Raw genomic sequence first — 21,493 nt, forward strand, 5'->3', positions numbered from 1 at the left:
CTCTCACCGCTCCATCCCGCTTTTCACCGCTCCATCCCGCTTTGCGCGGGCGTGTCGCGGAGCTCTCCTACTAAGGAGAGCCGGAGATAGGAATGATGAGGTGCTGCTTGATTTATGCCGAAAATGTTATATAATAGGATAGATAACGGAACACCAAAAAGGAGGATTTCCATGAATCGCACCTACATCCAAGAGGTACCCAAGGAAATTGGAAACACGATCAAGGTGCAGGGTTTCATTGAGAACCTGCGCAACAGCAAGGCCATGGCCTTTATCGTGCTCAAAGATATTACCGGCAAGCTCCAGATCACCGTCGAGAAAGCCGACCACCCCGAGCTGGTGGACACCATCGACAAGCTGACCCCGGATTCGGTCATCACCGTCACCGGCAAGGTGGTGGAGAACGATTACGTCAAGATGGGCGGCATCGAGATGATCCCCTCGGAGATCGAGATTGAGAGCATTGCGGATTCACTGCCCATCGTCCGCAAGGAGATCGCGGCCACCAAGAAGAAAAAGGCCGTCGAGCGCTCCAGCATCGACCAGCGCATTGATTATCGCTGGATCGACCTGCGCACCGATGAGAACCAGCTGATGTTCAAGGCACAGAGCTGCTTCGTCAACGCGATGCGCAAGTTCCTGCTGGATCGCAGCTTCATTGAGATCCACACCCCCAAGCTGATCGCCGCGGCCAGCGAGAGTGGCTCTGAGGTATTCAAGGTCGATTACTTTGACCGCAACGCCTATCTGGCACAGAGCCCCCAGTTCTATAAGCAGATGGCCATGGCGGCTGGTTTCGAGCGCATTTTTGAGACGGGCCCTGTCTTCCGCGCCGAGAAGAGCTACACCAACAAACACTCCACTGAGTTCTCCGGCTTTGACCTCGAGTTCAGCTACATCACCTCTTACCGTGATGTCATGAAGATGGAGGAGGAGCTGCTGACGGCCGGCCTGAAAGCCGTCAAGGAGGCCTACGGCGACCAGATCAAGGAGCTGTTCGGCCAGGAAGTCATCGTGCCGGAGACTCCGTTCCCCGTGGTCAAGCTGGCCGACCTGTACAAGGGCCTGGAAGAAGAGTTCGGCTACACCGTCGATGAGTCCGAAAAAGGCGATCTGACCACCGAGGCCGAGCGCCTGAGCTACGAGTGGGTCAAGAAGCACTACAACCACGAGTTCCTCTTCATCACCGATTATTCCGCGGAGAAGCGCGCGTTCTACCACATGCGCGACGAGAACGGCGTGCCCCAGGGTTACGACCTGATCTGGCGCGGCGTGGAGATCACCACCGGTGCCCAGCGTGAGCACCGCTACGAGGTGCTGAAGAAGCAGGCAGAGGAAAAGGGCCTGGCCGAGGACGTCAAGTTCTATCTGGAGTTCTTCCAGTATGGCTGCCCCCCGCACGGCGGCTTTGGCCTGGGCATCGACCGCCTGACCATGCTGCTCTGCGGCTTGTCCATCAAGGATGCGGAGTTCCTGTTCCGCGGCCCCAACCGTCTGACTCCGTGATGCGGCACAGTTCATAGAATAAATAACAAAAGGAGCGCTGTTTCGTTGGAAACAGCGCTCCTTTTTATCTGCGTATCTGAAACGGGAAAGGAGAAATTACTTCTTCATGTAGATGTGGTGGGGCAGGCCTGCGATGTACAGCGGGGTCAGTTCCGCCTGAATGAGCGGACGCGCGTAATCGAGGAAGTCCTCCGTCATCTGGGTATGGTTCTCGTTCATCCAGCTCAGCGGCACTTTCTTCTCCAGGTTTGCCACCTCGCTGATGGGGTGGAGCTCGGTGGCGCACTGGTACGGGCTGTTGGAGATGCGCTTCAGGGCGACCATCTGGCCGGTGACACCCTCAAAAGCGGCCTTGGCGGCAGCACCGCCGACCTGATAAGCCTCGGTGATGTCGGTGCGGCTGGTCAGGTGGCCAGCGCAGCGCTGCAGGGTAGAAAGCTCGATGCAGCGGGTCTTGGTGTCCAGGTTGCGGGCCACGGTGTTGGCCAGGAAGCGGGCGGTACCGGTCAGGGCTTTGTGGCCGAATGCGTCCACCGCGTGCACATCGTCAGCCAGCTCGCAGACATAACGGCCATCCTCCAGCTTGACGCCCTCGGAGACGGCGATCACGATGCTGGGCTTCTTCTCCTGCATGACGCGGACCTTTTCAATAAAGTGCTCCACGTTGAACGGGACCTCGGGCAGGCAGATCATATCCACGCCCTCGCAGTCATCGCCCTTGGCCAGAGCGGCGGCAGCGGTCAGCCAGCCGGCGTTGCGGCCCATGATCTCCACCACGGTGACATACTTGGTGCCGTAAACGGTGGCGTCACGGATGATCTCTTTCATCACCACGCCGATGTACTTGGCAGCAGAGCCGTAGCCGGGGGTGTGGTCAGTGACCATCAGGTCGTTGTCGATGGTCTTGGGCACGCCCATAAAGCGGATGTCGCTCTGGATGCGTGCGCCGTAATCTGCCAGCTTGCCGATGGTGTCCATGGAGTCGTTGCCGCCGATGTAGAAGAAGTAACCGATGTTCAGCTTCTCCAGGATGGCAAACAGCTTCTTGTACACAGCTTCATCGGTGTGCCAGTCCGGCAGTTTGTAGCGGCAGCTGCCCAGAAAGCTGGACGGCGTGCGCTTGAGCAGTTCGATGTCGAGGTCGTCCGTCAGCAGGGTGGACAGATCCACCACGCGCTCCTCCAGCAGGCCTGCAACACCGTTGCACATGCCGTATACGACATCGGCACCGCGGCTCTTGCAGCTCTCGAACACACCGGCCAGACTTGCGTTGATAACGGAAGTAGGACCGCCAGACTGACCAACGATTGCATTTTTACCCATGATGATTTCTCCTTTGTTTTTTTCTGTTTCGGCTTTTATTCTAAAATCGTGCAGGGAGCACGAAAACAGACGCGGAAAAGGGGACAAAGGCTTTGCCCGGCCGCCCGGGCAGAACAAGATTTACAGACGGATGTGGCGCGGAGTACCGTTGACGTAAACGGGGGTCACTTCGTCCAGAATCAGCGGGCGGGCGTACTCCTCAAAGGCCGCCGTCACCTGCATCCCGTCCGGGGTGATCCAGTCCAGGGGCACTTTCTTCTCCAGGTTTGCCACCTGCTGCACATCCACCGACTCGGTGATGCACTGGTAAGGGTAGCTGGAGATCCGCTTGAGGGCGATCATCCGGCCCGTCTCGCCTGCAAAGGCTGCTGCTGCGGCGGCGCCACCCACGGCGTAAGCCTCGTTCACGTCGGTGCGGCTGGCCAGATGGCTGGCGCAGCGCTGCAGGGTCGAGAACTCAATGGCGCGGCTCTTGCAGCCCAGCTTCTCGTGGATGAGCTCGGAGAGGTAGCGGCTGGTGCCGCTCAGGATGGCCTTGTGGCCAAAGGCGTCCAGCTGCCCGGCCCCGGAGACGAGGTCGCACAGGTAGGTGCCGTCAGCCGTCTTGACGCCCTCGCTGGCCGCGATGATGACATTGGGCTTGGTGCGCTGCAGCTCGTCCACCTTAGCCAGGAATTTTTCCGGGTCAAAGGGGACTTCCGGCAGGAGGATGAGGTCCGGGCCGTCACAGTCCTCGCCGCCGGCCAGACAGGCCGCACCGGCCAGCCAGCCCGCGTGGCGGCCCATGATCTCGGCCACCGTCACGCTGCGGATGTTGTAAACAGAGGAATCACGGATGACCTCCTTGAGGATGGTGGCAATGTACTTGGCGGCAGAGCCGTAGCCCGGCGTGTGGTCTGTCAGGCAGAGGTCGTTGTCGATGGTCTTGGGAACCCCGATGAACCGGACGCTGCTGCCCACCTTGGCTCCGTAGCGGGAAAGCTTTGCAATGGTGTCCATGGAGTCGTTGCCGCCAATGTAGAACACCGCGCAGATGTCGTATTTGTCAAACAGGGTAAACAGTTTGACGAACGGGGTGGAATCCACATCCGGGTCCGGCAGCTTATAGCGGCAGCTGCCCAGATAGCTGGAGGGGGTGCGCTTGAGCAGCTCAATGCTCATGCGGTCGTCCAGCAGGATGTTCAGTTCCAGCAGCTCTTCCTTGAGCAATCCCTCAATGCCGTACTTCATACCGTAGACGGTATCCGCGCCCAGGCTGCGGGCCGCCTTGTACACGCCCGCCAGACTGGAATTGATGACGGCCGTGGGGCCGCCGCTCTGGCCGATGATGATGTTCTTGGCCATGAGAACCTCCTTCTTACCAATCCGAAAAAATTTCTACTTCCGCAGCCGCTTTCCGCGCGGCTCCCGCATGGTGTGCGATACGCCCTGCACTGCGTGTCGCGGCGGGAATGGTGAACCGACGGCTGCAAGTAGTACAAAAATGGTGGCAGCATGTGAATGCACTTCAAGAAATAGGCACAAAACTGTCACATTTCTATTGTAACCGTTTTGCCTGTTGTATGCAAGCCCTAATTGGTTGCATGGGCAAAAAAATTATGCTACAATAAAACCCGCACAGTCTGAAAAATGGCTGCGCGGCGGATAACACGCAATTTTCCGGGCAGAATACCCGTATTATAAAGAAAAGAACTGGAAGAAAACGAGGGCGGAAAAAGACGATGGGCATTTCACATGAGTATCATGCTGCCCGCGGCCATGGGCAGCGGGGCGGCGCAGGCGGCAAACTGCGGCTGCTGGGAGTCATTGCGGCCATTTTGATCTTGTCGTTTGCCATTACAGCCATTCTGGAAAATGGCCAGAAGCATGAGGACGAGGCAGAGCAGACGGCCACGGCAGGCACGGCGCAGAACATTCTGGCTCCGCTGCCCATGCAGGGCAGTGTCGGCGCGGACAGCGCCACGGCCAACGGTGACAGCAGTGCCACAGCCAATGCAGGCGGCGGTACGGCGGTGACACTGGAGCAGTTTGGCCCGGCCCGGCAGACGGCAGGGGCATATCACGTCAAAGCCTATGACAGCAGCGTGATCCGTCAGCCCGGCTGCGGACAGGTGGACCTGAGCTACTTCTCGGATGCCGCGTTCCTGGGCGACAGCCTGACGGTCGGCTTTTCGGACTACAGCATCAACCTGGGCGGGGCGCTCATCTGCGGCTACACAGGTGTTGGTCCAGATGCCATCGTCAACCGGAGCGCTGTCAAGAGCAGTGTGCGCGGGCAGGAAGTGGCGCTGGATGTGCTGGCAGCCGCGCGGCCCAAAAAGCTGTATATCCTGCTGGGCACCAACACCCTGACCACGCTGGGGGCGGCAGACCGCTTCCTGGCCTATTACGGCCAGATGCTGGACCTGCTGCGGCAGGCATTGGGGGACGACTGCGTGATCTATGTGCAGTCCATCCCGCCGGTACGGCCGGAAGCCGCGGCCGAAAAGCCGGGCCTCGCCAGTGATGTCCTCCGCTCGGTGAATGAGCAGCTGGCCCAGCTGGCAGCGCAGAAAGGCTGCGTTTATCTGGACCTGTGGGAGGCTATGGCAGACGGTGAGGGCAACCTGAAAGAGGTGCTGGCCGCCCCGGACGGCGTCCACTTCTCGGCGGGCAACGGCTACGGTGCCTGGGTCACCTACCTGCGCAACCATGCAAAGTATGCCTCCACCAATGCCTGGACCTTGGGCAGCGCGTACGCGGTGAACTGAAAATTTGTGATTGGAACAAACAAAAATCCCCGATGCTCTCGGTTGTGAGAACATCGGGGATTTTGTACGTTTTGATTTTAACGCGGCAGCTTACTTCAGCTTGCTCTTGGCTTTCATGCGCTGCTCGTGGTTCAGGATCTGCTTGCGGATGCGCAGGTTCTCCGGGGTGACCTCCAGCAGCTCGTCAGGTGCCAAGAACTCCAGGCAGCCCTCCAGGCTCAGCTTGCTGATGGGGATGAGGCGCAGAGCGTCGTCAGAGCCGGAAGCACGGGTATTGGTCAGGTGCTTGGTCTTGCAGACGTTGACATCCACATCCTCGCCGGAAGCGGTGTAGCCGATGACCATGCCCTCGTAGACCTTTTCGCCAGCGCCCACCAGCAGAGTACCACGCTGCTGTGCGTTGAACAGGCCGTAGGTGACAGCCTCGCCGGTCTCAAAGCTGACCAGAGAACCGGTGGAGCGGTTGGCGATCATGCCAGCCCAGACATCATAACCATCAAAGATCTGGTTGATGACGCCCTCACCGTGGGTGTCGGTCAGGAACTGGTTGCGGTAACCGAACAGGCCGCGGCTGGGCATCCGGAACTCCAGGCGGACACGGTCGGTGCCCAGGGATTCCATCTGCTGCAGGATGGCCTTACGGGTGCCCAGGCCGGTCATGACAGCGCCCTGATACTGGGAAGGGACGTCGATGACAACGTGCTCCATAGGCTCGTAGGTCTTGCCGTCGATGACCTTGGTCAGAACATGCGGGGGAGAGACCTGCAGCTCATAACCCTCACGGCGCATGGTCTCGATGAGGATGGACAGGTGCATCTCGCCACGGCCCATGACACGGAACGAATCGGTGGTGGCAGAGTCTTCCACTTTCAGAGCAACGTCTTTCAGCAGCTCTTTCTGCAGGCGGTCACGGATCTGACGGCTGGTGACGAACTTGCCCTCACGGCCAGCCAGGGGGCTGTCGTTGACAGAAAACGTCATCTCAACGGTCGGGTCGTTGATCTTGACAAAGGGCAGCGGCTCCACCTGGGAGGGGCTGCACAGGGTGTTGCCGATGGTGACATCGGGCAGGCCGGAGAATGCGACGATATCGCCTGCGGTGATGTTGTCGCAGGGCTGACGGCCGTTGGCCTGGAAGTCATACAGCTTGGTCAGGCGGCCACGCATCTTCAGGTCGGGGTTGTGCCAGTCGCAGACGACGACTTCCTCGCCCACCTTGGCCACGCCGTTCTGGATGCGGCCAATGCCAATGCGGCCGACGAACTCGTTGTAGTCCACGGAGGACACCAGCATCTGGAACGGAGCCGCGGGGTCGCCCTCAGGCGGTTTGATGGTGCTCAGCAGGGTATCGAACAGGGGGACCAGATCGGTGCCGGGGACATCCGGATCCAGGCTGGCAGTGCCCTGACGGCCGCAGCAGAACAGCATGGGGCAGTCCAGTTGCTCATCGGTAGCGCCCAGATCCATCAGCAGGTAGAGCACTTCGTCGATGACTTCCTTGATGCGGGCATCAGGACGGTCGATCTTATTGATGGCCACCACCAGGCTCAGGTTCTGCTGCAGGGCTTTCTGCAGCACGAAACGGGTCTGGGGCATGCAGCCCTCAGCAGCGTCCACCAGCAGCAGAACGCCGTTGACCATCTTCAGCACGCGCTCCACCTCGCCGCCAAAGTCGGCGTGGCCCGGGGTATCAACAATGTTGATCTTGACACCCTTGTAGGTGCAGGAGCAGTTCTTGGCCAGAATGGTAATGCCGCGCTCACGCTCGATATCGCCGCTGTCCATGACACGCTCGGCGACGACCTGGTTATCACGGAATGCACCGCTCTGATGCAGCATTGCGTCCACCAGGGTGGTTTTGCCGTGGTCAACGTGAGCGATAATGGCAACGTTGCGCAAATCGTTACGAACCATAAAAACAACCTCTCTATTTTGAATCTTGTGTAGAAGTTACGTCATACATTTTTCAGTTTATCGCAATTCAGGGTGGTTTGTCAAGATTGTCTAAAAAATTTTTCAAGGTTTCGGCGTTTTGCCCGAGAAACACGCTGCGATTTGGGCAGAAGACAACCGACGAATGTGGTATAATTGGGCTGGAATCCAAACCATACCGGGAGGTGTGTTTATGAAACTGACATTTTTGGGTGCGAACCATGAAGTAACAGGCAGCTGTACACTGCTGGAAGCAGCCGGGCAGCGCTACCTGATCGACTGCGGCATGGAACAGGGCAAGGACATCTACGAGAACCAGCCCATCCCGGTGGCCCCAGGTGAGATCGACGGTGTGCTGGCGACGCATGCCCACATCGACCACACCGGCCTGCTGCCATTGCTGGTGCGCAACGGCTTCCGGGGTAAAATTTACGCCACCAAGCCGACCACGGAGCTGTGCGACATTATGCTGCGGGACTCGGCGCACATTCAGGAATTTGAAGCTGAGTGGAAAAACCGCAAGGCAAAGCGTGCCGGTGACGCCCCGGTTGAGCCGATGTACACGGTGCAGGACGCCGAAGCGGCCATGAAGCTGTTCATCGGCGTGGATTATGAGACGAAAGTGGAGCTGGCCCCCGGGCTGGAGATCCGCTTTGTGGACGTGGGCCATTTGCTGGGCTCCTCCAGCATCGAGATCTGGGTCACGGAAAACGGCAGCACCACCAAGCTGGTCTTCTCGGGGGATATCGGCAACACCAACCAGCCCCTCATCAAGGACCCGGCCTACATCACGGACGCCGACTATGTGGTGATGGAATCCACTTACGGCGACCGCCTCCACGGCCCCAAGCCCGATTATGTGGCGGAGCTGAGCAAGATTTTACAGCGGACGTTCGACCGGGGTGGCAATGTGGTCATCCCCAGCTTTGCGGTGGGCCGCACCCAGGAGCTGCTCTACTTCATCCGGGAGATCAAGGAAAAAGGTCTTGTCACCGGCCACGGAAACTTCCCGGTCTACATCGACAGCCCGCTGGCCATTGAGGCCACCCGCATTTTCCAGAACACGGATGAAGAATGCTACGATACCGAGACCCGGGCGTTGCTGGACGCCAACATCAATCCGATCCAGTTCCCGGGGCTGCGGGTCAGCATCACCAGTGACGAATCCCGGATGATCAACGCCGACCCGGTGCCCAAGGTCATCATTTCGGCCAGCGGCATGTGCGAGGCGGGCCGTATCCGCCACCACCTCAAGCATAACCTCTGGCGGCCGGAATGCACCATCCTCTTCGTGGGTTATCAGGCCGTGGGTACTCTGGGCCGCACCTTAATAGATGGGGCAACCACCGTCAAGCTTTTCGGCGAGACCATCGAGGTGCAGGCGGACATCTGCCAGCTGACCGGCCTCTCCGGCCATGCGGACAAGGACGGTCTGCTCCGCTGGGTCAACTCCTTTGAGCCCAAGCCCAAGCGGGTGTTCATCGTCCACGGCAACGACGAGGTGGAGGACATCTTCGCCCAGACCCTGAAAGAACAGGGCTTCACGGCCAGCGCACCCTACAACGGCGAGCAGTGGGGCATCGGGGCCGAGGGCGCTGTCTGCATCAAGGAGGGCAATCGTGTCCACATTGAGCATCGGCTCGGCGAGAGTGCAAGCCGTGCCGCCACCGTCTTCCAGCGGCTGGTCAGCGCCGGTAAGCGGCTACTCCGCGTCATCGAGCACAACGAGGGCGGTGCCAACAAGGACCTGGCCAAGTTTGCCGACCAGATCAACGCCCTGTGCGACAAGTGGGACCGATAACGGCAAGCCAGATCATAATAGGGAAAACAATAAGATAAACCAAAAGCACCGTGGTTCCGAAGAGCCACGGTGCTTTTCTGCATGGAGCGGGCAATGGGAATCGAACCCACCTCCTCAGCTTGGAAGGCTGATATACTAGCCGATGTACGATGCCCGCATTTGCAGGGAATAGTATAGCATGTTCCGGCGCAAATGTCCAGCCCAATTTTTGTGTGTTCATGGAAATCAATTTTGGAAGCTTGATCTGGAGCGAAAGCCTTCACCCCTTGGGGGGAAGGTGGCGCGTAGCGCCGGATGAGGGGTATTTAGGGCAAAATGCCGCTATCCTGCGCCCTCGTCAGTTACCTGCGGTGACAGCTTCCCCCGACCGGGGGAAGCCTTTATTTGGAAAGTTGATTTCAATGTTGTGTGTTCCTTAAAGCACCGGAAAAGAATTCCGGAACGGCCTTGCTTTTCCATACGGCTCTGCTACAATAGAAAAGAACGGAGGTAGAGAGGATGGAGCCGGAAGCAGAGATCATTCGTGCGCAGCTGTTTGCCTTGCAGGATGAAACATACCGCACCTTTCACAGTGCGTTGATGCCCACCGTGCCGCCGGAAACGGTGATTGGCGTGCGCGTTCCGGCTCTGCGCAGGCTGGCAAAACAGCTCGCGGGCACAGCGCAGGCAGAGGTGTTTTTGCAGGCCCTGCCGCATGGATACTACGAAGAGAACAACCTCCACGCGTTCCTGATCGAGCTCATCCGGGACTACGACAGGGCGCTGGCTGAAACGGAAGCGTTCCTGCCCTACATCAACAACTGGGCCACCTGCGACTGCTTCTGCCCCAAAGTGTTTGCGAAGCACAAGAAGGAGCTGCTGGTGCCCATTCGCCGCTGGCTGGATTCGGGTGATGCATACACCGTGCGCTATGGCATGGAGATGCTGATGCGCTATTATCTGGATGATGCATTCCGGCCGGAATATCTGGAATGGGTGGCCGATGTGCGCAGCACGGAATACTATATCAATATGATGCGGGCATGGTATTTTGCCACGGCACTGGCAAAACAGCCGGATGCCGCGCTGCCGTGGCTCACAGAAAAGCGGCTGGATCTGTGGACCCACAACAAAGCCATCCAGAAAGCGGTGGAAAGCCGCCGCATTCCGCCCGGAATGAAGCAGCTGCTGCGCGGTCTGCGCAGCCGTTCATAAAAGCTTCCGGATCTCTGCGCAGATTTCCTGTTTACTTTATGCAGGTTTTATTGTAAAATAAACTATAGTAAAAATGCCGGGGTATGCCCCGACGGAAGATAGAACAGGCGGTGTTTGGATTATGGCATTGAAATATCAGCGTATCCTGCTTAAGATCAGCGGCGAAGCACTGGGCGGCGAAAAAGGCACGGGCTTTGATGAGCCCACCATGGACGCCATCTGCGGCGGCGTGAAGAAAGCCCATGAGCTGGGCGTGCAGATCGGCATTGTGGTTGGCGGCGGCAACTTCTGGCGCGGCCGTTCCAGCGGCAAGATGGAGCGCACTCTGGCCGATAAGATCGGGATGCTGGCAACGGTGATGAACGCGCTGGCCGTCTCCGACAAGCTGGAGCAGCTGGGTGTGCAGACCGAGGTGTTTACCTCCATCACTATGCCGCAGGTGGCTCCGGCTTTTACCCGCAAGGATGCTCTGCGCGCCATGGAGGAGGGCAAGATCGCCATTTTCGGCGGCGGCACGGGCAACCCGTTCTTCTCCACCGATACCACCACGGCTCTGCGTGCCGTTGAGGTCTCGGCGGACATCATGTTCAAGGCCACCATGGTGGATGGCGTCTACGATAAGGATCCCCACAAGTACCCCGACGCCAAGAAGTACGATACCCTGACCTTTACCAAGGTGCTGGAAGACCGGCTGGCCGTTATGGACGGCACGGCTGCCACCCTCTGCCGGGACAACAAGCTCCCCATCCTCGTGTTTGACCTGGCCGACCCGGACAACATTGCCCGCGCCGTGCAGGGCGAGAATGTGGGGACGCTGGTCTACGAGGGCTGAGATAATATCCCGAACGCCATCATAGAATGAACCAGCCGCGCTTTGGCTGGTTAATGATAAGAAACAGGAGACTAGGACAATGAGCAGCAACACCAAGGCATTTGAAGAGAAAATGAAGAGCTCTGTGGAGCATCTGAACCGTGAGCTGGCCGCTGTGCGTGCAGGCCGCGCAAACCCCGCTGTGCTGGATAAGGTCAGCGTGGATTACTATGGTGCGCCCACTCCCATCCAGCAGGTGGCATCCGTGGCCGTCAGCGAGGCCCGCACCCTGACCATTACTCCCTGGGATCGCAGCCTGCTGCGCGCCATCAGCAAGGCCATCATGGCCAGCGATGTGGGCATCACCCCCATTGACGACGGCCAGACCATCCGCCTGAACTTCCCGGCTCCCAACGAGGAGCGCCGCAAGCAGCTGGCTAAGGAAGTCTCCAAGCTGGGCGAGGAGGCCAAGGTGGCTGTCCGCAATGTCCGCCGCGAGGCCATGGACAAGGCCAAGGCGATGAAGAAGACCGGTGAGCTGACCGAGGACACCCAGAAGACGATGGAAGAGGATGTCCAGAAGCTGACGGACAAGTATATCAAGAACATTGACGCCGCTGTTGAAGAAAAGCAGAAAGAGATCATGTCCGTCTGATCGGCCGCGGTAAACGAAAAACAGGAGGTGCCGTGCGCTTGGAACAGGTGCGCGGCACTTTTTCCAGACCCGGGGAGGGGAGACCCTCTCCGCAAACGCAGGAGGATCTTTCATGAACCATCCCAAAGAATTTGCCGAGGGCCTGTCCATCGGCATCATTATGGACGGCAACGGCCGCTGGGCCAAGCAGCGGGGCCTGCCCCGCACGGCCGGGCACAAAAAGGGCGCCGCCGTCTTCCAGGACATCGCCAACTACTGCGAGGAGCTGGGGGTTTCGTCGGTGTATTTCTACGCGTTCTCGACGGAAAACTGGAAGCGCCCGCTGGAAGAAGTCAGCGCCATCATGAAGCTGTTTGGCGAGTACCTGCTCAAGGGCTTCAACTATAAGGACCGCAACATCCGCATCAAGTTCCTGGGCGACCGCACTGCCCTGGACCCCAAGCTCCAGAAGCTGATGAATGAGCTGGAGGAAGACTCCGCTCACAAGACGGGCATGACCCTGAACATTGCCGTCAACTACGGCGGCCGCCCGGAGATCGTGCGGGCGGCCCGGCAGCTGGCCGAGAAAGTCAAGGCCGGAGAACTTCAGCCGGAGGACATCACCGAGGAGATGATGTCGGACGCCATGTACACCACCGGCCAGAAAGACCCGGATTTCATCCTCCGTCCCTCGGGCGAGAAGCGGCTTTCTAATTTCATGCTCTGGCAGGCTGCCTATTCCGAGCTGGTAGAGATGGATGTTCTCTGGCCTGATTTCACCCACGACGACCTGGACGCCGCCATCACGGAATTCAACAAGCGCTCCCGTCGGTTCGGCGGCATCTGAACAAAAGCCGCCCCGGCAGATTTCCAAAGGAGAAACAAAACCCTATGAAAACAAGAATCATCACAGCCGTTGTGGGCATTGTCGTCCTCATTGGTGTTCTGTTCACGTTTGACACCCTGATCTTTAATCTGGTCATCACGGCCATCACCCTCATTGCCCTCCATGAAATTTACGCGGCCCTCGGTTTTGAGAAGCAGGGCTGGCCGCTCTTGGGGGTTCTGGTGCCATACACATTCCTGATCATGCTGTCGAGTTATGAGCTCTTCCGCCGTCTGGTCATGCCCGCCTCGTTCCTGGTGGTGCTGTTCTATGCCATCTATCTGGTGGTGCGCAACGGGACCATCAGCTACCAGAAAGCCAGCGGCCTTGCGATGTTTTCGGGCATTGTGATCTTCTGCTTCTACTCGTTCATCCGGCTCAAGGAGCTGCTGCCCGTGGAGGAGTACGGCTATGACGCCGTCTTCTTCATCCTGCTCATCCTCTGCTTTGCCTGGGGCGGCGATACCTGCGCCTACTTTGCAGGCCGCGCGTTCGGCAAGCACAAGCTCTGCCCGGTGGTCAGCCCTAAAAAGACCGTGGAGGGTGCCATTGGCGGCGTGCTGGGCACGATGGTGTTCGGCGTGGCGGCGACCCTCATTTATTCCATCGCGGCGGACCGGATGGAGGCCTTTACCCGCTCCAACATCGGTGTTTCGATGTACGTTGTCATTGCGCTGCTGGCCTGTGTGGCGGCGGTGCTGGGCATTTATGGCGACCTGTTTGCCAGTGTGGTCAAGCGCCAGTGCGGCATCAAGGATTACGGCACCATTTTCCCGGGCCATGGCGGCATCCTGGACCGCTTTGACAGTGTGATGTTCATTGCACCGTTCGTCACCATGGTGATCACGGCGGTCTTCTATCAGTAACCATAGGAGGAAGCTTTTTATGTCGAAAAAAATTACGCTTCTGGGCTCCACCGGTTCCATCGGCACCCAGAGTCTGGATGTCATCCGTGCACAGGGCTATGAGGTGTTTGGCCTCTCGGCCCACAGCCACGTGGATAAAATTCTCGAACAGGTGGAGGAATTCCACCCAAAGTACGTCTGCATGACCAACCCTGAGGCTGCCGCCAAACTGGACGCGGCCTCTCCGGACGTGCCAACGCGCCCAAGCTGCTGGTGGGCCCCGAGGGCCTGAAAGAGCTGGCCGCCATGGACGGCACCGATGTGGTGCTGAACAGCGTGGTGGGGATCGCGGGTCTGGGTGCCAGCCTGACCGCCATTGAGAGCGGCCACGATCTGGCGCTGGCCAACAAAGAGAGCCTTGTCACGGGCGGCCATCTGGTCACTCAGGCGGTGGCAAAGCACGGCGTCAAGCTGCTGCCCGTGGACAGTGAGCACTCTGCCATCTTTCAGTGCCTGCAGGATAAAGAGAGCGCCAAGAGTCTGACCAAGATTCTGCTCACGGCTTCCGGCGGCCCGTTCTTCGGGATGAAGACCGAGGAACTGCGGGGCAAGACCAAGGCCGATGCCCTCAAGCACCCCAACTGGAACATGGGCGCCAAGATCACCATTGACTCCGCTACCCTGATGAACAAGGGTCTGGAGCTCATCGAGGCCGTCTGGCTGTTCGGTCTGCCCCCGGAAAAAATCCAGATCGTGGTCCAGCGCCAGAGCGTCGTCCACTCGGCCGTGCAGTACAGCGACAACTCCATCATTGCACAGCTGGGCGTGCCCGATATGCGCATTCCCATCCAGTATGCCCTGACCTACCCGGCCCGTGTGCCGGGCGTGGTGCCGGAGCTGGATTTCACCACCCTCAAACTGCTGACCTTTGATGTGGCTGACGAAGAGACGTTCCGCTGCCTGGCGGCCTGCAAGAAAGCCATCAAGAAAGGCGGCCTGGGCCCCTGCGCCGCCAACGGCGCCAACGAGGAGGCCGTCAAGCTCTTCCTCGAGGATAAGATCGGCTTTTTGGATATCGGCCGTCTGGTGGAGGCTGTGGTGGACAGCGACAGCTTTGGCGGCGACTATACCCTCGCTGATGTGTACGAGTGCGACAAGATGGCTCGCGCGTTCGTGCGGGCACATCTGTAAACCGGAGAAGCTATGTCTTTTATTATCACGTTTCTGGCAGCCCTCTTTGTCTTTGGCGCGGTGATCGCCATTCACGAGTTTGGCCACTTTGCGGTGGCAAAGCTCTGCGGCGTGCAGGTCAACGAGTTTTCCATTGGCATGGGCCCGGCGCTGTGGCATAAAATTTACCATGGCACCCAGTACAGCCTGCGGCTGCTCCCGGTGGGCGGCTATGTGGCGCTGGAGGGCGAGGAAAGCCCCGAGAGCCAACAGGCGGAGACCCTCCGCGACACGCCAGAGCCTCCCCTGACAGGGGAGATGGCTGCGCGGCAGCCGGAGAGGTTTGGCAAGCCCCTGAACGAGGCGGCCGTCTGGCAGCGGATGCTGGTGATGGCGGCCGGCGCGTTTATGAACTTTGTGCTGGGCTTTGTGGTGCTGGTGGTGCTCATCTCGGCCCGGAACGAGCCCATCACCAGCCGGGTCATTTATAAAATCAACGAGGGGGCGCTCTGCGGCCAGACAGGTCTGGAAGCAGGGGACAAGGTGCTGGCCGTCAACGGACGGCGGTGCTTTGTGGCTAACGATATGATCTATGAGCTGGTGCGCGCCGAGCAGTACCGGGCAGATTTTACCGTCCTGCGGGATGGCAAGACTGTGGAACTGCCGGATGTCCAGTTTGATACCTGGGTGGATGACTCCGGCGAGACCCACATGAGCCTCGGCTTTACGGTCTACGGCATCCAAAAAACGCCCCTCAATGTCCTGAAAGAGGCGGGCAACAGCGTGCTCTATTACGGGCGGATCATCTACACCTCGCTGGCGGACCTTGTGCGCGGGCGGGAGAGCATCAACGATCTTTCCGGCCCGGTGGGCATCGTAACAGCCATCGGGCAGGCGGCCAGCTATGGCTGGCAGGATCTGCTGGAACTGCTGGTGCTCATTACCATCAACCTGGGCATCTTCAATCTGCTGCCGTTCCCGGCGCTGGATGGCGGCAAGATCGTTTTCCTCCTGATCGAGGGGATCACGGGCTATGCCGTGCCGGAAAAGATCCAGGGCAGCCTGACCGTGGCGGCTTTTGCGCTGTTGTTCGGTCTGATGATTTTTGCAACGTACAACGATATTCTCCGGCTCATCACCGGGGCGATTTGACGAAAGGAAGTAAACCATGCGGCAGCTGAAACGAGAAGTAAAGATCGGCAATGTGACCATCGGCGGCAAGAACCCCATTGCGGTGCAGACCATGCTGAATGTTCCGGTGGAGGATATTGAGGGCAACGTGGCCCAGGCCAAGCGGTGTGAGGCAGCAGGCTGCCAGATCCTGCGGGTGACCTGCCCCAGTGCCGCCGATGCCAAGTGCATCGAGGCTGTCAAAAATGCCGTCAATATCCCCATCGTGGCGGACATCCATTTTGATTACAAGGCCGCGCTGGCCTGTGCAGACGTGGGCGTGGATAAAATTCGCATCAACCCGGGCAACATCGGCGACGATGACCGCGTGAAAGCCGTCGTGCAGGCCTGCCAGCAGAAGAATATCCCCATCCGCATCGGCGTCAACGGTGGCAGCTTGGAAAAGCACATCCTGGCCAAGTACGGCGCTCCCGTGCCGGAGGCCATGGTGGAGAGCGCCCTGTATCACGTCCGTCTACTGGAAAAGTTTGATTTCAACAACATCGTCATCTCCATCAAGAACTCCAACGTGCCCCGCATGATGGAGGCATACCGCCAGCTGAGTGCCGTGACGGACTACCCGCTGCATGTGGGCGTCACCGAGGCTGGCACCTACCAGATGGGCCTGCTCAAGAGCGGCATGGGCATTGGCGGAATGCTGCTGGAGGGCATCGGCGACACCATCCGTGTCTCGCTGGCTGCCGAGCCGGAAAAAGAGGTGGAAGCAGGCTACAACATCCTGCGTGCCGTCGGCTTCCCGGTGGCGGGCCCGGAGGTCATCACCTGCCCCACCTGCGGCCGCACCCAGTACCCCTGCACGGAGATCGCCAATGAGGTGGAAAAGCGCCTGCAGGGCTACAAGAAATCCATTAAGGTCGCCGTCATGGGCTGTGTGGTCAATGGCCCTGGTGAGGCCCGCGAGGCCGACATCGGCATTGCTGGCGGCAAAGGCGAGGCGGTGCTGTTTATCCACGGCCAGCCCATCAAGAAGCTGACGGGTGACAACATCCTCGATCAGTTCATGGATGAGATTTATAAGCTGTAAGGAATCATGATAAAGCAATACTGCCACGCCTGAAAACCGGGCGCGGCAGTTTGTGCTGTTTATTCCCCAACACAAAGGAGTATCACTGTGACACCACTCGTTTCCCAGCTCTGGCCGCAGTTTATGGTAGACCCGGCGTTTGCATCCTGCTTTGGGCAGGTCATTGTGGAGCGCGCCCGGATGCTGCGGCAGGAAAGGCAGGTGATCTTTACCCTGCGCAGCGCCGCCCCGCTGGACAAAGGCCTGTGCGCGCGGCTGCTGGCCTCGCTGCAGCCGGGCTATGAGGGCTTTGAACTGAAAATTGAGAACCTCTTTGGTTACGCTTCCATGGACGAAGCTGCCCTGCGGGAGCTGATGGAGGAGATGAAGCGGGACGGCGTGCCCATCAACGGCTTTCTGGACCGGTGCAAGATCAGCATTACGGGCCAGAATATCCGCATCGGTGTCTGCCACGGCACCAAGTTTTTGCAGGAGATGGGTTTTGAGGACCTGCTGGCCCAGCGGGTAGCCACCCATACGGGGGTCAAGCCCAAAGTGACCCTGCAGAGCGCGGTGGATGAGGCGGAACAGCGCCAGATGGAAGAAAAGCTGGAGCGCAAGATCGCGCCGCCGGTGGTCAAATTTGAGAAGAAGAACACGGCACCCTCCATCAAGGTGGATGGGCTGGACCTGACGGACAAGCCTGTGACCATCTTCCACGGCAAAATGTTCACCCCCAAGAACCTCACACCGCTGAAAGATCTGGGCGGCGAGGGCGGCAAGTGCATGATCTGGGGCGATGTCTTCTTTACCGAGGTCAAGGGCAATTTCCGCAAAATCTACACCGTTTCCATCACGGACTACACGGGCTCCATCAATCTGAAAGTCCGGGCGCAGGAGGGGGAGGACTGCTCCAAATGGGAGAGCATCCCCAAAGGGACGACGGTTATCGTCAAGGGCGACTGCACTTACGACAAATACGAGCACGACTACATCGTGTATCCCTACGATGTGCTGTTTGTGGAGCGGAAAAAGCGAGAGGACACCGCCCCGGTCAAGCGGGTGGAGCTCCACCTGCATACCAAGCTGTCCAGTATGGACGCTTTCTGTGACCCGGGCGGCATCGTCCGGCTGGCTCACCGGATGGGACACCCGGCCATTGCGATTACCGACCACGGTGTCTGTCAGGGCTACCCGGAGGCCATGCTGGCCGCTGATGACATCCACAAGAAAGACCCTGACTTCAAGCTCATCTACGGCTGTGAGGCCTACTTTGTGGACGATATGATCCCCTGCGTCTACGGTGTGAAAGATGAGCCGCTGACCGGGGAGTTCTGCGTCTTTGATACCGAGACGACAGGCCTGGACCCCGGTGTGGAGTACCTGACCGAGATCGGCGGCGTCATCGTCCGGAACGGGGAAGTGGTGGAGGAGTTCGACACCTTTGTCAAGCCCGGCAAGCCCATCACCCCCAAGATCACCGAGCTGACGGGCATCACCAACGAGATGGTGGACAACGCCCCCAGCGAGGCAGAAGCGCTGAAAGCGTTTCTGGAATTTGCAGGCGGGCGGATCCTGGTGGCCCACAATGCCCACTCGTTCGATATCCGCTTTTTGCGGGCAGCGGCCAAGCGGAGCGGCATCGAGTTTGAACCGACCTATATCGACACCTTGACCATGGCACAGGCCATGTACCGGGCTTGCACAACTACAAGCAGGGCACCATCAACAAGCATCTGGAGCTGCCTGCCTACGAGGCGCACCGTGCCTGCGAGGATGCCGGGGCCCTGGGCCGCATCTTCTGCGTGATGCTCAAAGACCTGGAAGAAAAGCAGGTGGCCAAGGCCAGCGAGATCAACACGGGCCTGGGCGGAAACCGTGAGGTGCTGAAGAAAAAATACTACCACCTCATTATTCTGGTGCGCAACCAGATGGGCCTGAAAAATCTGTATAAGATCGTCAGCGAGGCCCACGTCAACTACTTCTTCAAAAAGCCCCGTGTGCCCCGCAGCCTGCTGAACAAGTACCGTGACGGCCTGATTTTGACCTCGGCCTGCGAGGCAGGCGAGCTCTACCGCGCCATTGTGGAAGGCCGCTCCTACGAGGAACTGAAGAAGATCGCGTCCTACTATGACATCCTGGAAGTGCAGCCGCTGGGCAACAATGCCTATATGGTGCGGGATGGCAAGGTGGAGAGCGAGGAAGTCATCAAGGACTTCAACCGCACCGTCATCCAGTTGGGCGAAGACCTCCACAAGCCGGTCATCGCCACGGGTGACGTCCACTTTACCGAGCCGGAGGATGCCATTTACCGCTCGGTGCTGCAGGCGGGCAACGGCTTTAAAGACGCTGACAACCAGCCGCCGCTGTTCTACCGCACCACGGAGGACATGCTCAAGCAGTTCTACTATCTGCCCAAAGAGAAAGCTTACGAGATCGTGGTCACCAACCCCCGCAAGGTGGCGGCCAGCATCGACAATACCGTCCGGGCCATCCCCCGGGGCACCTATCCGCCCAGCATCGAGGGCGCGGAGCAGCAACTGCGCGACGCCACCTGGAAGCGGGCCAAGGAGGATTACGGTGACCCGCTGCCGGAGATCGTGGAAAAGCGGCTCCAAAAGGAGCTGGACTCCATCTGCGGCCACGGCTACGCGGTGCTGTACGTCATCGCGGTCAAGTTGGTGGCCTACTCCAATGCGGGCGGCTATCAGGTGGGCAGCCGTGGTTCCGTCGGCTCCTCGGCTGTGGCCCACTTCTCCGGCATTTCGGAGGTCAACAGCCTTCCGCCCCACTACCGCTGCCCCAAGTGCAAGCACAGTGAGTTCATCACCGACGGCAGCGTGGATGACGGCTTTGACCTGCCGGACAAGAACTGCCCCCACTGCGGTACCCGGATGCTGGTGGACGGCCATGATATCCCCTTTGAGACGTTCCTGGGCTTCTACGGCGACAAAGAGCCGGATATCGACCTGAACTTCTCGGGCGAATACCAGTCCAATGTCCACCGCTACACGGAAGAGCTGTTCGGCAAGGCCAACGTGTTCAAGGCGGGCACCGTTTCCGGTATCCAGGATAAAACCGCTTACGGCTATGTCCGCAAGTATCTGGAAGAGCGGGGAAAGACCGTGAACCACGCCGAGGAAAACCGCCTCACGCTGGGCTGCACGGGCGTCAAGCGCACCACGGGCCAGCACCCCGGCGGCATGGTCGTTGTGCCGGACACCTACGAAATTTACGATTTCTGTCCCATCCAGCACCCGGCAGACGACGTGGCGGGCGGCCTGCTGACCACCCACTTTGAATTCAAGTATCTGCACGACACGCTGCTCAAGCTGGACGAGCTCGGCCACGATATGCCCACGTTCTACAAATATTTTGAGGAATATACGGGCATCCCGGTGGACTCCATCCCCATGAACGACCCCAAAGTCTACAGTCTGCTGACCAGCCCGGAGGCCCTGGGCGTGACGCCGGAGCAGATCGACAGCCAGACGGGCACGTTCGGCATCCCGGAGATGGGCACCAACTTTGTCCGCGGAATGCTGGTGGAGGCCCGGCCCAAGAACTTCTCCGAGCTGATCCAGATTTCAGGCCTGTCCCACGGCACCGACGTCTGGACGGGCAATGCCGATGAGCTGATCCGGAACGGCACCTGCACCATTGCAGAGGTCATCGGCTGCCGTGACAGCATCATGCTCTACCTGCTCCGCAAGGGGCTGGAGCCCAAGATGGCGTTCGACATCATGGAGGCTGTCCGTAAGGGCAAGGTGGCCAAGGGCGGCTTTAAAGATGGCTGGGAAGAAGCCATGCGGGAGCACGATGTGCCGGACTGGTATATTGAGAGCTGCCGGAAGATCAAGTATATGTTCCCCAAAGCCCACGCGGTGGCCTACCTGATGTCGGCCATCCGGCTGATGTGGTTCAAAATCTACCACCCGCAGGCGTTCTATGCGGTCTATTTCACCGTCCGTGGTGATGATATCGACTACGAGGCCGCTGTGGGCGGCGCGGCCGTGGCCCGCGCCCACATGAACGAGGTGAAGCGCCGCCTGAAAGAGGAGAAGAACGCCAAGGACGAAGACGTGCTGGTCAGCCTGCAGCTGGTCAACGAGATGCTGGTGCGCGGCTACGAATTTTTGCCCATTGAGCTGGGCAAGAGCCGGGGCTCCCGCTACATCGTGGAGGACGGCAAGGTCCGTCTGCCGTTCTCGTCGCTGAAAGGCCTGGGCGGCGCGGCAGCCGACGCGCTGGAGCGTTCCACCATCCACGGGGAGGAGTACCTCTCCATAGAAGAGCTGCAGCAGGCTTCCGGTGTGTCCAGTGCCATCCTGGACGCCTGCGCCAGGTGGGCGCTCTGGGTGACCTGCCCGAGAGCAGTCAGGTGAGTTTCTTCTAAATGCAACAAAAATCCCCGGTACAGGAAACTCTGTACCGGGGATTTTGCAAT

15 protein-coding genes, 1 tRNA gene and 1 pseudogene are annotated in these 21,493 nt (G+C 59.2%); 13 read left to right on the plus strand and 4 right to left on the minus strand.

What is annotated here, in order from left to right; genetic code table 11:
• Positions 1–171 precede the first annotated feature (171 nt).
• Entirely contained in the window at positions 172–1,506 is a 1,335-nt protein-coding gene (gene aspS, locus DXA70_RS09040) for an aspartate--tRNA(Asn) ligase (RefSeq protein ID WP_128118268.1), read from the plus strand.
• A 96-nt stretch (positions 1,507–1,602) separates the two neighbouring features.
• Here the strand turns inward: aspS and DXA70_RS09045 are convergent, their stop codons facing one another.
• Complete coding sequence (locus tag DXA70_RS09045) at positions 1,603–2,829, minus strand: 6-phosphofructokinase (RefSeq protein WP_128118269.1); 1,227 nt, start codon at positions 2,827–2,829, stop codon at positions 1,603–1,605.
• Positions 2,830–2,949: 120 nt separating this feature from the next.
• Positions 2,950–4,173, minus strand: coding sequence for a 6-phosphofructokinase (locus DXA70_RS09050; protein ID WP_128118270.1), 1,224 nt, complete (start codon positions 4,171–4,173; stop codon positions 2,950–2,952).
• 377 nt (positions 4,174–4,550) lie between these two features.
• Between DXA70_RS09050 and DXA70_RS09055 the strand changes: the two genes are divergently transcribed.
• Entirely contained in the window at positions 4,551–5,579 is a 1,029-nt protein-coding gene (locus tag DXA70_RS09055; protein WP_128118271.1) for a GDSL-type esterase/lipase family protein, read from the plus strand.
• Positions 5,580–5,669: 90 nt separating this feature from the next.
• On the opposite strand, the gene typA is transcribed toward DXA70_RS09055, so the two are convergent.
• Positions 5,670–7,493 carry a translational GTPase TypA gene (typA, locus tag DXA70_RS09060; RefSeq protein ID WP_128118272.1) on the minus strand — a complete coding sequence of 608 codons (1,824 nt, stop codon included), beginning with the start codon at positions 7,491–7,493 and terminating at the stop codon, positions 5,670–5,672.
• 211 nt (positions 7,494–7,704) lie between these two features.
• On the opposite strand from typA, the gene DXA70_RS09065 reads away from it, so the two are divergent.
• Complete coding sequence (locus DXA70_RS09065; protein WP_128118273.1) at positions 7,705–9,312, plus strand: MBL fold metallo-hydrolase; 1,608 nt, start codon at positions 7,705–7,707, stop codon at positions 9,310–9,312.
• An 82-nt stretch (positions 9,313–9,394) separates the two neighbouring features.
• On the opposite strand, the gene DXA70_RS09070 is transcribed toward DXA70_RS09065, so the two are convergent.
• A tRNA-Gly gene (locus DXA70_RS09070) sits at positions 9,395–9,469 on the minus strand.
• Positions 9,470–9,810: 341 nt separating this feature from the next.
• Here DXA70_RS09070 and DXA70_RS09075 point away from each other — a divergent pair.
• The 10 genes and pseudogenes from DXA70_RS09075 to DXA70_RS14490 all read left to right on the plus strand — a co-directional run bounded on the left by DXA70_RS09075 (position 9,811) and on the right by DXA70_RS14490 (position 21,431).
• On the plus strand, positions 9,811–10,506 hold the full coding sequence (locus tag DXA70_RS09075; protein ID WP_128118274.1) for a DNA alkylation repair protein: 696 nt from the start codon (positions 9,811–9,813) through the stop codon (positions 10,504–10,506).
• Positions 10,507–10,627: 121 nt separating this feature from the next.
• A complete protein-coding gene (pyrH, locus tag DXA70_RS09080; RefSeq protein WP_022256806.1) occupies positions 10,628–11,338 on the plus strand; it encodes a UMP kinase in 711 nt (236 codons plus the stop codon).
• 79 nt (positions 11,339–11,417) lie between these two features.
• Complete coding sequence (gene frr / locus DXA70_RS09085) at positions 11,418–11,972, plus strand: ribosome recycling factor (RefSeq protein ID WP_022256805.1); 555 nt, start codon at positions 11,418–11,420, stop codon at positions 11,970–11,972.
• A gap of 112 nt (positions 11,973–12,084) precedes the next feature.
• Positions 12,085–12,798 (plus strand): polyprenyl diphosphate synthase, encoded by a 714-nt coding sequence (uppS, locus tag DXA70_RS09090; RefSeq protein WP_128118275.1) that lies wholly within the window; start codon positions 12,085–12,087, stop codon positions 12,796–12,798.
• A gap of 44 nt (positions 12,799–12,842) precedes the next feature.
• Positions 12,843–13,703 (plus strand): phosphatidate cytidylyltransferase, encoded by an 861-nt coding sequence (locus DXA70_RS09095; protein ID WP_128118276.1) that lies wholly within the window; start codon positions 12,843–12,845, stop codon positions 13,701–13,703.
• 19 nt (positions 13,704–13,722) lie between these two features.
• A pseudogene (gene dxr / locus DXA70_RS09100) lies at positions 13,723–14,873 on the plus strand (1-deoxy-D-xylulose-5-phosphate reductoisomerase).
• Positions 14,874–14,885: 12 nt separating this feature from the next.
• Complete coding sequence (locus DXA70_RS09105) at positions 14,886–16,004, plus strand: site-2 protease family protein (RefSeq protein WP_128118277.1); 1,119 nt, start codon at positions 14,886–14,888, stop codon at positions 16,002–16,004.
• Positions 16,005–16,020: 16 nt separating this feature from the next.
• Positions 16,021–17,067 carry a flavodoxin-dependent (E)-4-hydroxy-3-methylbut-2-enyl-diphosphate synthase gene (gene ispG, locus DXA70_RS09110; RefSeq protein ID WP_022256801.1) on the plus strand — a complete coding sequence of 349 codons (1,047 nt, stop codon included), beginning with the start codon at positions 16,021–16,023 and terminating at the stop codon, positions 17,065–17,067.
• Between the two features lie 87 nt (positions 17,068–17,154).
• The gene (locus DXA70_RS14485; RefSeq protein ID WP_243001268.1) at positions 17,155–18,855 is read left to right on the plus strand and encodes an exonuclease domain-containing protein; all 1,701 of its coding nucleotides are present in this window, start codon (positions 17,155–17,157) and stop codon (positions 18,853–18,855) included.
• Positions 18,747–21,431 carry a PolC-type DNA polymerase III gene (locus DXA70_RS14490; protein WP_243001269.1) on the plus strand — a complete coding sequence of 895 codons (2,685 nt, stop codon included), beginning with the start codon at positions 18,747–18,749 and terminating at the stop codon, positions 21,429–21,431. The genes DXA70_RS14485 and DXA70_RS14490 overlap by 109 nt, the downstream gene beginning before the upstream one ends.
• The last annotated feature ends 62 nt before the right edge of the window (positions 21,432–21,493 follow it).

Origin of the sequence: Faecalibacterium sp. OF04-11AC (assembly GCF_003460645.1) — a bacterium.
GTDB classification, from domain to species: domain Bacteria; phylum Bacillota; class Clostridia; order Oscillospirales; family Ruminococcaceae; genus Faecalibacterium; species Faecalibacterium prausnitzii_I.